The following is a 13772-nucleotide window of genomic DNA, read 5'->3' as shown; positions in this document are numbered from 1 at the left end:
ACTTCTTCTTATTAACGCCATAATCTATAATACACCCCCAACGGTAATGCTTTTTCAAATGAATCGGTAAAATACAATTCACCGAATTGTTCGCCACGACATTCCCCGACCAACTGACGCACCACGCTTCGGGCTAATAAGGCTGACAGTCCCATAGAGTATAAATTCAACACCAAAAAGCTGTTCGTCGGTTCCAACAACTGACCACAAAGGGTTATCAATTCGTTTATATTCTCCTCGAGTACCCATTTCTCGCCATTCGCACCGCGTCCATAGGCAGGCGGATCAAGAATAATCCCGTTATATTTTTTCCCTCGCCGCACTTCCCGATGCACGAATTTCAAAGCATCCTCCACGATCCAACGTACCCCGTCCAAACCGGAGGCTTCCATGTTTTCCCGCGCCCAAGACACCACGGGTTTCACCGAATCGACGTGAGTAACATCCGCCCCTGCGCTCTTCGCAGCTAAAGTAGCCCCTCCCGTGTAAGCAAACAAGTTCAGCACTTTCGCCCCCGTGCCGATCCGTTTCACTTGCTCGAATATAAAATCCCAGTTCTCCGCCTGTTCCGGGAATATCCCCACGTGCTTGAAAGAAGTCAACCCCAAGCGCATCCGGAGAGCCATATCCCCGTACCGGTAGTTCACGAACCACTGCTGTAACATTTTCGGTTTGCAAACCCACTCTCCCCGATCCTCGTTCTTCTTGTCTTTCTTGAAATAAGCATCCGCCCGTTGATGCCATTCCTCGTCGGAAAGCGATTTATTCCATATTGCTTGCGGCTCCGGTCGTGCAATCACGTAACGTCCGAAACGTTCCAATTTCTCGAAAGCACCACTATCTATCAACTCGTAATCCGTCCAATGCGACGGGTTCAGTAATTTTATATTCATCACAAATAATTTTTATCACAAAACTTTTCGCTTCGGCACGGTAGCCACGAAATCCTTCAAATAAAAAGGCTCAAAATAAGCCACATCCTCAAAATCTCCCGCCTCGAATTTCCGTTCGGCAAGCAGTGTCATATTAGCCGCGGAAGTTTCTACTCCCGGAATAAATTCAGCATTCGGGTGGCGTATAACCTCCTTTACCTTATCACTCCCGTTCCCGAAGAAAAACATCTTATGCCCATCCAACAAATCGGCAAACGCACCCTCCTCTATTACTTCGGCATGAATATCCCTCACGGTAATCCCCTCCCGATCAAAAACCGCCGTGTACACTTCCATGCGACGAGCATCAATCATCGGGCAATAATACCCGCCTTCGCCTTTCCTTGCGGCAACGGCATTCGCCAGAGCTTCCAAGGTACTCACGGCTATCAAGGGCTTGCCCGCACCGAAACAAATTCCCTTGGCTAAAGAAACTCCTATACGCAACCCCGTGTATGAACCGGGTCCCATACTCACGGCAACCGCATCCAAATCATTCGCGGTCAAACCGTTTTCCTTCAGCAAATCATCCGCATACACGCCTAATAAAGTAGAATGATTGAAACCCTCGTTATTCTCTTTCAATGCGATCACCTTCCCCTCCCGGGTTATTGCCACGGAGCAAATATCCGTGGAGGTATCGATATTTAAAATTAAAGCCATAAAACAATTGAAAATTGAAAATTGAAAATTGAAAATGAATGCCATCCACAACTTCCAAAATTCGGGTTATTATTTTCTGATGATTTGGATTTCTCCGCCCGCACCCAGCTTGACGATACTGGAAGGGGCGGGATTAGCGGTTTCTCCCTGACGGTAATCCACCACGTGATCCACTGCCGCTTTCACGGCATCGCTGATCTCGGCAAAACACTTCGGGGAAGGCTCACCACTGATGTTCGCGGAAGTTGACACGATGGGTCTATGGAAACGGTAAAGCAACGCTTTCGTGAAAGCCTCCGAGGTGATCCGGATGCCGATTGTTCCATCCGTCGCGATCAGATTCTTTGCCATATTCTTCGCACCCGGGTAAATAACCGTCATCGGTTTGTCGTTCACCTCCAATAAATCATAAGCGATATCCGGTACCGTCACGTAAGAAGCCAATTTCCCGACATCATCCAACAAAACCAACATGGCCTTGGAGTCTTCCCGGTGCTTCAACTCGTACACCTTTTTCACGGCGTCCTCGTTCGTCGCGTCACAGCCGATACCCCATATCGTGTCCGTCGGGTAAAGAATTACCCCACCGTTTCGTAAGATTTCGCAAGCCTTGCGAACTTCTTCTTTTAGTTTTTCATCATTCATGAAACCTGATTCTAATATAGATGGGACGAAAGTACAAAGTTTACGGCAGGATGTCAATTTTTAAAGAATCAATTTTAATCCCTTTTGTTAATTAACATTCCAAACGCTCAAACACCCTCGAAATAGACACAATTTGTATTATATTTGCCACGTCAAAGAAGGTAAATCGACAACATTGTGCGACATGATGAATGATAGTCTATTTTCGGCAACATTCTGGATGTATTTTTCATACGTCCTCTCTTTTGTTATACCCCTGTTCTGCGGTATCACGTTACTGATCTTAAAGGGAGCCGCGTATAGTGAAGAAGCCGGAATGCACCCCCGGCGGGTACTGGGAGTCGTGCTCACATTCTCCGGCTTGCTTTTCATCCCCGACATGATTCAAGATATACACGCGTACCGAACAAACGAGTTCTTCTTGCCCGGTTTTGATATCACGATCCATTTATTCTTGATCCCCATGTATTTCTTTTATTTCCGGAAACTCACGAAACCGGAAAAAATAGCCCCGGAGAAAATCTGGTTACATTTCATGCCGGGTATCGTCATGCTTGTCACGGGTCTATTACTTTTCCCTCTTGAAGAGAAAGAGAGCTTTTTTCAACGGGAGTTCTATGATAAAAACTCTCTCTTTTCCATTTTTCGATATATCTGTCTAACGATTCAGGCTTCCATGATTACCGTTTACACCTCGCGTATCCTCAAATTAAAACGGAAACACGTTCAAACCGTGGAAGAAAACTATTCTTCCAAAGAAAATATAGACCTCCGCTGGCTGAATCATGCCATCCCCTTGGCTATTCTCTATGCCGTAATCATGCTTTGTACGTCTTTTACCCAAGCGGCATGGAGCAATTACCTTGTTCATCTTAGTTTTATCTGTTTCGTGTCCCACCTTTTCATCCACGCCCTCAACGAACCGTATATATGCTATACCCCTCAACATGCGCAAGTCAAGGAAGAGCCGCTTCCCCCGTGTGAAGTAAAAAGCTGTCCGGATGAACTGACAATAGAACAAGAGGACGAAATATCACCCGTTTTCCCCCCTCTTCCCGAAAAATACCTGAAGAACTTAGGGATGAAAAGAGAGAAGATGAAAGACGAACTTGTTCATCTTTTCGACGAGAAAGAAATATACACGAACGGGAATCTCACCATAAACGACGTTGCCGCGCTTCTCGGGACAAACCGTACTTATATCTCGAATCTCATCAATAACGAATTCGGTTTTAGTTTCTACCAATTCGTCAATAAATACCGTATCCAGAAAGCGACCATTCTATTCATCGAACATCCCGAAATGCAAATTCAAGAGGTAGCCTCTCTGGTTGGTTTCAACTCGCTTTCCTCTTTTATCTCCTCCTTTAAACTCAATGAAGGCATTACCCCCAAGCAGTGGAAACAGCGATACGTAGAATATTCCTGAAAATTACGAATACGTACAAAATTTAAAATTCATACAAAACGATAGCGAAAAAGTAAATAGAATTTGTTTTTTACATATTACTCATCCCCCTTTCCAAAAACAACTCACATTTGCAGAAGCAAAATTAAAACTTCAAGATATGAAAAAAATGATTTTCTCTTTACTTGCCATAGCAGCTATGACAAGTTGTACTACAACTTCAGAAGACGAGATTGACCCGAATGCTCCGGTGGAAATTAAATTACAAGCTAGCATTGATAACACACCTATTATTATTGGAAGAAGCGCAGGTGCGGTAGATGGACTAACAAAACAGATTGATGATGTTGCACTTGTTCATGTAGATGGAGAAACTCCCAATTGGAGTGCTATTACCAATGATAAGGTACTAACCACCACCATTGCAACCGATGGAGTTATAACTTTACCATCTAAATTATATTTTCCTGCCGATGGAAGTAATGAAAACTTCATTGGTTATCATCCTAAATCAGCCGGAACTCTAGCGAACGAAACCATTACATTTACAACTACTGGCAAAGAAGGACAAATAGATATCATGTATGCCGCTGTAATATCTGGCAATAAAACAATAGAAAATGGTTGTATTAAACCCACATTTTCTCATAAATTATCTCAATTAAAATTTCAGTTCGAGAAAGATGCATCATATACAGCAAATGCGACAGTAAAAGAATTAAAAATAAATGGTACAAAATTACCTCTTTCTATGGGATTAAGCACAGGGGAAATAAGTTATGCGACTTCTACAAGTTCAATTTTAGTTTTTAGCGATAAAAGTTATGCACTTGCAGAATCCACAAAAGGCTCACCTGCAAATGAGGTCATTATGGTTGAGCCAAACGCTACTGCTATTACTGCAGATATCATAATAACAATAGCTTCAAAAGATATTACGCTCACAAATATTCCAATAACTTTAACAACAGTAGAAGGCAATGCACACCTTATTACGTTAACATTCAAACAAAAAGAAATATCTGGAGAAGCAAAAGTTAATCCATGGACACAAGGAAATACCGGAAGTGGAGATATTTACTAATATTAGAAAATACCATTATTGTAAAAAATGAGTGGAGTTCCGTTCCGGCTCCACCTATTTTTCACAACAAATTTTACCTCGAAAGACACCTCTACGTGCAAAAAAGCTATCCATTATATCCCCTAGAAATAATCCTCGTGACCATCCCAAAGAAAAGAGTTTTCCTTTATACACGAAACGAACAAAGCCGACCGAACTCAACTTTAAGCCATAAATACCCAAGGATTACGTTAAGATTTCACTATTCAAATATATTCCACACAACATGGGTGTAAATATTGACGAAATCGCAATATAAAATAGCGGCTTCCCCATCTGTCACAAGCAGAGAAGCCGCTAATATATATTTCCCGATAGAAGTTTACACCAGATGCCTGATCAACTCCGTCCGATCGCCATACAGCATATCAATCACCGGAATCTCTATCAGCGTGTAGCATCCCGGTTGTTGCTTCATGGAAGCGCGGGCGGTAGCCACGAGTATTTGTCCCGTCAGTGCCGGATTATTGATTTTCATATCAAATTCGAACAACTGGTTCTGAGTCTTACCGGATACGCCTTTGCGGGTAAGATTCACGCCATGCCCCATATCTTTCAGGTTATCCACGCTCTCCACCTGCATCACGTGTGTTTCGTCATGCACAAAATAAGGATCGGTTTTGATAGCTTCCGCCACGGTCTTGAAATCGTATCCATCCTCCAATTCGACATACACCATACGACGATGAATACCCGTTCCCACTGGAATAGTCATCGAAAGAGCGGCTTTTACACCTTTCACGGCTTTCACGGCAACGGTATGTCCCATGCTCATGCCCGGACCGAAATTTGTATATGTAATCCCTTTCGGGGCGCAAGCCTCCAACAAGGCACGTACCACGGAGTCGCTTCCCGGGTCCCAGCCGGCTGAAATAACAGCCACTTTCCCGTGTTTCCGGGCAACCTCATCCAAACGTTTATGTAATCCGGTAATTTCCGTGTGAATATCGAAACTATCCACCGTGTTGATTCCCATGGCTAAAATTCGGGAAGCGTATTCCTCCACGCTACGAGTGGGGGTACACAAGATTGCCACATCAACATCTTTGACTTGAGCAATATCCGACACGACCAAATAGTCCTTCAACTCCACCGGGACATTCGCTGCATCCCGACGTACCACTCCTGCCACTTCAAAGTCGGGGGCCGCCTCCAGTGCGTCCAACACGTAGTGACCGATATTGCCATACCCGACAATGGCTGCTCTAATTTTCTTCATGTGTTTTTTGCTTTTAAAATTAACGTCGCAAATTACGAAATAATATTTTCCCGACAAAAGACAAGAACATGGAATTCACCCGATTGTTAAATATTCCACACCTGTTCTCCCGAGTAAAAAAAATTCAACACGTGAAAGACTTGTTCAGATTTAGTTCTCTATCAAAGGCAGGTATCCATCCTCTATCCCGGTAATGACATTCTCTCGCCCCCGGCAAGAAAGTCGGATGTACAAATATCATTAATTTATAGATTCACAATAGACCTTTTTAAGATTTTCCGGTACTTCATAAGATAAAGGTACAATCCTTATCCCTATTAATGAACGATGTTTAATGTTTAATGTATAATTTCAAATCAATAGTATGAAGATTATAATGTTTACTCTGGTAGTACTTTTCTGTGTGGCAGAGGGTGTTTCAGCTCAGACTAAAGGAGTTTCGACAGTTTTTAAGGAGATAAAGAAGCCTCCCGTAGATTGGCCGTTGCTCTCGTTCTCAAAGGATTCTGTCTACGGTATGGAGGTTGAGCGGGCTTACGAGTTTTTAAAGGATAAACCAAAAAAGAGGAAAGTTATCGTGGCGGTTATCGATTCGGGAACAGACATTGACCACGAGGATCTAAAGGCCAATTTGTGGGTGAACCCGAAAGAGATTCCCGGTAACGGCATAGACGACGACGGAAATGGTTACGTGGATGATATTCATGGCTGGAACTTCCTTGGTAAAAGTGACGGAACGGTAATCGGACGAGGGGTTGACGAAAGAAACCGTTACTTCATGCTACACCGCGAACGTTATGACGAGTTATTCGCGAAGAAACGAAATAAACGGGAAGAAAAGGAATTTACCCGCTCGCGTGATCTTTTTCAAACATCTCCCGTGGGAAAGATATATCTTGAACTGGAAAAAGCAAAAGAAGAGGGTGACGAAGTAAAAATAGCGAACGTGGAAAAGCATTTCACGGATCTGTTCGGTCCCATGCAGGACCACCGCCCTTTGATCGGGGACAATCTGGAAAACGTGAATGAGCGTTTTTACGGGAATAACATTCTTTGGTCAGCTTCGTTACACATTCGGGTACGGGATCATGGCACACACGTCGCGGGAATCATCGGTGCCGAACGAGGTAACGGTATTGGAATAGACGGTGTTGCCAATCACGTGGAATTGATGATTGTACGAGCAATCCCGGATGGAGACGAATATGACAAAGATGTGGCGAATGCCATTCGTTACGCGGTGGACAACGGGGCAAATATTATAAACATGAGTTTCTCGAAATGGATGTCTCCACGGGAAAAATGGGTACAAAAGGCGTTAGCGTACGCGGAAAAGAAAGGTGTCCTGCTCGTGCGAGGGGCAGGGAATAGCAGTATAAACGCCGACAGTATTACCCTTTACCCCAAGCCCTATATTGGGAAAAGACGAATCCGCTCGTTCTTGATTGTCGGGGCATCTGATGCACAAGGTAATCCGGCAATATTTTCAAATTTCGGGCAGAAACAGGTTGACGTGTTTGCACCGGGTGAATCGATTAATTCCACCGTCTCGGGGAACAAATATTCCCAACAAGGCGGAACTAGCATGGCTTCACCGATGGTGGCAGGGGTAGCGGCGATATTAATGGCATATTATCCGGAATTGTCCGCCATTCAAGTGAAGAATATTATCATGCAAACGGCAGTCACCCGGCGAGGCGGCACCGTGTCCCGATCATTGGGATATTCCCTGTATAGCGGAACAGTGCAAATTCCTTTCGCGTCACTCTGCATCGCGGGTGGAATCGTGAACGCGTATGAAGCCGTGAAGATGGCAGACCAAATCGTGAACAAGAGATAAGGCGAAATGGAGAACTCAACGCCCCCCGTGTAAGGGGGAGTTAGAGGGGTAGTTTACCAAGCACTCAATTCAAAATAGATTGGGGAAGTCCTGAATTCCTGCAAAAATTCTTTAAATAAAAGCACTTGTTACCGGACACAATCTAAAATCTAAAATCATTAAATCTAAAATTACCCCTCCCTTCCAACTCTTAAAAAGACTTATAATCCAATCAAGGGGTAGAAATAAAGAAGAATTTCTTTTTTATTTATACAAAAACGCCTAATTTTGCCTTTCGTTTTTAATAACAAACAGTTACAGAATAAATACATAAAAATCTATTATGGCAGAGAATGTAAACGAAAAGCTTTTCAATGAATTTGCACCCAACACGACACAGGAGTGGAAGGACAAAGTCATTGCAGACCTAAAAGGGGCTGACTTCGATAAAAAGCTGGTTTGGAGAACAAACGAGGGTTTCAACGTGCAGCCGATGTACCGGTTGGAGGATATGAAAGACCTCAAGAACTTAGCGTGCTTCCCGGGAGAATATCCTTTCGTGAGAGGTAATAAAAAAGACAACAACGCGTGGTTTGTACGCCAAGACATCATGGTAGAGGATGTTGCCGAGGCAAACAAGAAAGCGTTGGATATTTTGAACAAAGGTGTTGACTCTCTCGGTTTCGTGCTTTCCAATTGCAAGAATTTCACGAAAGCCGACATGGCCGCTCTTTTAAAAGACATTTGTCTGGAATGCATCGAAATCAATTTCGTGGCTTGCTGCAACAAGGTAGCTATCTTGAATCTGTTCAAGGAATATGTTACCGAAAAAGGTCTTGATCCGGAGAAAATTAAAGGTGGAATCAACATCGACCCGATCAGCAAACTCCTTTTGCAAGGTAAATTCTGCGACGCCAAACCGTTTGACGTTGTAAAAGCCGCTACCGAAAGTACCGCTGCCCTGAAAAACTTCAAGACCATTGAAGTGGGTGGATACGTGTTCAATAACTCGGGAGCTTCCATCGTGCAAGAACTCGGGTTCAGTCTGGCTGCCGGAGTAGAATACTTAAACAATTTGACTGACGCCGGAATGGACGTGAAGGACGTCGCTCCCCGCGTGCGTTTCCACTTCGCTACCGGTTCAAAATATTTCATGGAAATAGCCAAACTGAGAGCAGCCCGTTACTTGTGGGCAAAGATCGTGAAGGCTTACAATCCTTGCTGTGACTGCGTGTGCAAGATGAATATTCACGCTGAAACATCAGAATGGAACAAGACGGTTTACGACCCGAACGTGAACATGCTCCGCACACAAACGGAAACCATGTCCGCAACACTTGGCGGTGTTGACTCATTCACGGTTCACCCGTACGACTATATCTACGAATGCCATCCTTCCGAATTGGGAGAACGCGTGGCTCGTAACCAACAATTATTGTTGAAAGAAGAATCTCATTTTGACAAGATCGTTGACCCGGCAGGTGGTTCATACTACATCGAGGAATTGACCCAATTCATTGCCGAGGCTGCTTGGAAATTATTCCTTCAAGTACAGGAACAAGGCGGAATGGTAAAAGCGATCGAGAACGGATTTGTTCAGGCAGCCGTGAAAGCTACCGCACAGAAAAGAGATCAGGATATCGCTAACCGGAAAGAAAACTTCTTGGGTACGAACCAATTCCCGAACTTCAACGAAAAAATTGACCGTGAACTTTGCGCTTGTATCCTAGAGCCGGAAGACGAAACCGCACCGGATGCAGTGGTAGAAACATTGAAACCCTACCGCGGAACACAAGCGTTCGAGGCTATGCGCTTGAGAACCGACATGTTCGCGAAAGAGAACGGACACCGTCCGGTGGTTTACATGTTGCCGATGGGAAATTTGGCTATGCGTAAAGCCAGAGCTCAATTCGCTTGCAACTTCTTCGCTTGCGCCGGATTCCAAGTAATGGACAACAACGGGTTCAAGACAGTTGAAGAAGGTGCTAAAGCATGTATCGACAATAAGGCAGACATCGTGGTAATTTGTAGCTCTGACGACGAGTACGCAACGATTGCCCCGGAAGTTTACGCCGCGTTGAAAGACAAGGCAATCATCGTGGTTGCCGGTAACCCGGAGAGCAGACCTCAATTGGAAGAGGTTGGTATCAAGCACTATGTTCACGTGAAATGCAACGTGCTGGAAGACTTGAAAGCATACCAACAACTATTGGGAATTAAATAATTTTAGATTTCAGATTTTAGATTTTAGATTGAAAAATCAAGAATCGTAAATCGTAAATTATAAATCAAAAATTGAAAGATGAAACCAAATTTCAAAGATATAGATATCAAGTCAACAGAGAAAGCCATGACCGCCGCTGCCGAGTGGGAAAAGGCTAATCACATAGAAAAAAATTGGTTGACACCCGAGCTGATACCGGTAAAACCCGTGTACACGGCCGAAGATTTAAAAGGCATGGAACACCTGGACTATGTTGCCGGTATTCCCCCGTATTTACGCGGTCCGTACTCCGGAATGTACCCGATGCGCCCGTGGACAATCCGTCAATACGCCGGATTCTCTACCGCTGAAGAGTCCAACGCGTTCTATCGCCGCAACTTGGCTGCCGGACAGAAAGGCTTGTCCGTGGCATTCGACTTGGCTACTCACCGCGGATACGACTCCGATCACCCGCGTGTAATCGGTGACGTGGGTAAAGCCGGTGTGGCTGTGGATTCAATCATGGATATGAAAATCCTGTTCGACCAGATTCCATTGGATAAAATGTCCGTTTCCATGACGATGAACGGTGCCGTACTTCCTATTTTGGCATTCTACATTGTTGCCGGATTGGAACAAGGGGCAACACTCGACCAATTGTCAGGAACCATCCAAAACGATATCTTGAAAGAATTTATGGTGCGTAACACTTATATCTACCCGCCGAAATTCTCCATGAAGATTATCGCCGACATTTTCGAGTACACTTCCAAGAATATGCCGAAGTTCAACTCTATCTCTATCTCCGGTTACCACATGCAAGAAGCAGGTGCTACTGCCGATATCGAGTTGGCATACACCTTGGCTGACGGTTTGGAATATTTGCGTGCCGGGGTAAACGCCGGAATGGATATCGACGCTTTCGCTCCCCGTTTGTCATTCTTCTGGGCTATCGGCATGAACCACTTCATGGAGATCGCCAAGATGAGAGCCGGACGTTTGTTGTGGGCAAAGATCGTGAAACAATTCAACCCGAAGAACCCGAAATCTCTGGCATTGCGTACACACAGCCAGACTTCCGGTTGGTCACTGACCGAGCAAGACCCGTTCAACAACGTGGGACGTACTTGTATCGAGGCTATGGGTGCCGCTTTGGGACACACGCAATCGTTGCATACCAACGCGTTGGATGAGGCTATCGCACTTCCGACCGACTTCTCCGCACGTATCGCACGTAACACGCAGATTTATATACAGGATGAAACTACCGTTTGTAAATCTATCGACCCGTGGGGAGGTTCTTACTACGTGGAGAGCCTGACCCAAGAACTGGTAGAGAAAGCATGGGGACATATCCAAGAAGTAGAAAAATTGGGTGGTATGGCTGCAGCTATCGAGTCCGGTATCCCGAAACTTCGTATCGAAGAGGCTGCCGCTCGCACGCAAGCCCGTATCGACAGTGGTGCACAAACCATCGTGGGTACGAACAAATACCGTTTGGAAAAAGAAGACCCGATCGATATCCTCGAGGTGGACAACACTGCCGTACGCGAAGCACAAATCCGTCGTTTGCACGAGTTGAAAGCTAACCGTAACCAAGCAGAGGTTGACGCCGCATTGGCAGCAATCACCAAATGTGCTGAAACAGGCGAAGGCAACTTGCTTGAATTAGCCGTTGACGCAGCCAAGAAGAGAGCATCTTTGGGAGAAATCTCGGATGCATGTGAAAAAGTTGCCGGACGTTATAAAGCAGTTATCAGAACCGTGAGCGGAGTATATTCAAGTGTTGCCAAGGAAGACGAAGACTTCCGGAAGGCTAAAGAATTGGCAGACCAATTCTCTGAAATGACCGGACGTCGTCCGCGTATCATGATTGCCAAAATGGGTCAGGACGGACACGACCGCGGTGCTAAAGTTGTCGCAACGGGTTACGCTGACCTCGGGTTCGACGTGGACATGGGACCGTTGTTCCAAACCCCGGAAGAAACCGCTAAACAAGCCGTTGAGAACGACGTGCATGTTGTCGGGGTATCTTCATTGGCAGCCGGACACAAAACGCTTGTACCTGCCGTTATCGCCGAATTGAAGAAATTGGGACGTGAAGACATCCTCGTTTACGTGGGTGGTGTAATTCCTCACCAAGACTATCAATTCCTGTTCGACGCGGGTGCTATCGCCGTATTCGGTCCCGGTACCAAGGTATCGAAGAGTGCTATCCAAGTCCTTGAAATTTTGATTGACTTGGCTAAAAAATAAGAAGTAACACTACAAACAAGAAGAGGGTAATTCACCGAGAGTTACCCTCTTTATTTTTGTGAATTCGGGTTCTCTAAGGGCTAAGTTACACATCAAAAAAACGACGGCTTATAAAGCAAATTCTCTCAAATATTCTCCGATTTTCCCCGTCAAATAATAAGGCAAACTTAATAAGGTATAATTTTTCCCACTTGAAGTTGTCAATATATCCTTTCTAATTTCACCCGCGTATAAGCGAACGGCAACATTACCCCGGTAAGCATCCATAAACAAGTGAAGTGAACGCAATCGTCCGGTTGCTCCAGACTTCACCTCAATCGGAATCACTCTACCATCTAAATAGGCTAAAAAGTCTATTTCTGCCACAGAATCTTTCTTTTCACTTACCCAAAAAAGAGGTTTATGGAGCAATGATATCTGATGAGCCAATAACTCTTGGCACACAATATGTTCTGCAATATGCCCTTTATACACATTGTTCAAATCATTGGTACCAAAAACCTCTTTTTGAAGATGAGCCATATAATTTAACATTCCCGTGTCGAGTACCTGAAGACGGGGACTTTTCTTCATATCCGGCATAAAAGGTTCACCGGTCTGTGTGGTGGGATAAATCAAATGAATCAACATTGCTTTCTCGATTGTCCGCAATGCCTCTCCCATTTCTCGTGAACCATACGCAGAATTACCAAAACCATTGAATTTTATCCGATTCCCCGCTTCCATAAACACGGATCTGATAGCGTGACGCATAATTTGAGTTTGCCCCGCGGTTGACGTGTATTTCTCAACATCATCCAAATAAGTACCTATCAAAGAATCAAACACGGAAGTCAAGGCAACAATATCCTTACTGCCAGCATACGATAATACTATTTCCGGCATTCCCCCGATTAGCGTATACAAGTGAAATAACGATAGCAATTTGTCGTGAGCAAAAGTATCCATGGGGATTTTATGATATTGCTTCAAAGCATTGCCCTCATCCATGGCTAATAAAAACTCTTGAAACGAAAAAGGACGGACCACCTTGAATTCTACTCGCCCAACAGGAAAACTAATTTTTGTATCAAACAAAGATTCAAGCAAAGAACCTGCCGCAACAACACAATATTGCGGATATTGCTCATAAAAATATCGCAACATACTCAACGCTTCCGGAACTTCTTGAATCTCATCTATAAATATAAGAGTATCTTTTTCCTCCAAAAGTTTTTCTTTTTCGAAAAAGATAGCTTGGATTAACGTATCAATAGAGGGATATTGAATAAACAGATTGCGATCCCGGGCCGTTTCGAGATTCAAATAAATATATTGTTTAAAATCTCGGGCAAATAAATTCACTGCCGTCGTTTTCCCGACTTGCCTAGCTCCACGAAGAATCAAGGGTTTCCTTGATATCTTAGTTTTCCACGCCCGTAATTCCCCAATTATGATTCTTTCTACCATAGGACAAATATACTAATTTCCATACGATTGTTACATTTCGGGGGCTATTTTTATT

General features: G+C 44.3%; 10 protein-coding genes. 5 read left to right on the top strand and 5 right to left on the bottom strand.

The features are described 5' to 3' along the window. Nucleotides 1-11: 11 nt before the first annotated feature. From ACK8P8_RS14420 to ACK8P8_RS14410, 3 genes are all read right to left on the bottom strand, one after another. Nucleotides 12-893: a class I SAM-dependent methyltransferase gene (locus ACK8P8_RS14420; RefSeq protein ID WP_099291520.1), complete on the bottom strand. Its 882-nt coding sequence runs from the start codon at nt 891-893 to the stop codon at nt 12-14. 15 nt (nt 894-908) lie between these two features. Beyond that, on the bottom strand, nt 909-1595 hold the full coding sequence (gene tsaB, locus ACK8P8_RS14415; protein ID WP_369860342.1) for a tRNA (adenosine(37)-N6)-threonylcarbamoyltransferase complex dimerization subunit type 1 TsaB: 687 nt from the start codon (nt 1593-1595) through the stop codon (nt 909-911). Between the two features lie 69 nt (nt 1596-1664). Next, on the bottom strand, nt 1665-2240 hold the full coding sequence (locus tag ACK8P8_RS14410; protein WP_369860343.1) for an L-threonylcarbamoyladenylate synthase: 576 nt from the start codon (nt 2238-2240) through the stop codon (nt 1665-1667). A 184-nt stretch (nt 2241-2424) separates the two neighbouring features. Between ACK8P8_RS14410 and ACK8P8_RS14405 the strand changes: the two genes are divergently transcribed. Continuing rightward, nucleotides 2425-3669, top strand: coding sequence for a helix-turn-helix domain-containing protein (locus tag ACK8P8_RS14405; protein WP_369860344.1), 1245 nt, complete (start codon nt 2425-2427; stop codon nt 3667-3669). 139 nt (nt 3670-3808) lie between these two features. Beyond that, nucleotides 3809-4732: a fimbrillin family protein gene (locus ACK8P8_RS14400; protein WP_369860345.1), complete on the top strand. Its 924-nt coding sequence runs from the start codon at nt 3809-3811 to the stop codon at nt 4730-4732. A gap of 361 nt (nt 4733-5093) precedes the next feature. Here ACK8P8_RS14400 and ACK8P8_RS14395 read toward each other — a convergent pair whose 3' ends face one another. Continuing rightward, nucleotides 5094-5990: a diaminopimelate dehydrogenase gene (locus tag ACK8P8_RS14395; protein ID WP_369860346.1), complete on the bottom strand. Its 897-nt coding sequence runs from the start codon at nt 5988-5990 to the stop codon at nt 5094-5096. Between the two features lie 364 nt (nt 5991-6354). Between ACK8P8_RS14395 and ACK8P8_RS14390 the strand changes: the two genes are divergently transcribed. From ACK8P8_RS14390 to scpA, 3 genes are all read left to right on the top strand, one after another. After that, complete coding sequence (locus ACK8P8_RS14390) at nt 6355-7830, top strand: S8 family peptidase (RefSeq protein WP_369860347.1); 1476 nt, start codon at nt 6355-6357, stop codon at nt 7828-7830. A 322-nt stretch (nt 7831-8152) separates the two neighbouring features. Beyond that, on the top strand, nt 8153-10033 hold the full coding sequence (locus tag ACK8P8_RS14385) for a methylmalonyl-CoA mutase family protein (RefSeq protein WP_410026000.1): 1881 nt from the start codon (nt 8153-8155) through the stop codon (nt 10031-10033). Between the two features lie 78 nt (nt 10034-10111). Beyond that, nucleotides 10112-12268: a methylmalonyl-CoA mutase gene (gene scpA / locus ACK8P8_RS14380; RefSeq protein WP_227216539.1), complete on the top strand. Its 2157-nt coding sequence runs from the start codon at nt 10112-10114 to the stop codon at nt 12266-12268. A gap of 108 nt (nt 12269-12376) precedes the next feature. Here scpA and ACK8P8_RS14375 read toward each other — a convergent pair whose 3' ends face one another. Then, nucleotides 12377-13717, bottom strand: a complete 1341-nt coding sequence (locus ACK8P8_RS14375) for an ATP-binding protein (protein ID WP_186976057.1) — start codon at nt 13715-13717, stop codon at nt 12377-12379. Nucleotides 13718-13772: the final 55 nt, after the last annotated feature.

The sequence above is a fragment of the Butyricimonas muris genome (assembly GCF_046365375.1).
GTDB lineage: Bacteria > Bacteroidota > Bacteroidia > Bacteroidales > Marinifilaceae > Butyricimonas > Butyricimonas muris.
This window is presented reverse-complemented; position numbering and strand designations above follow the sequence as displayed.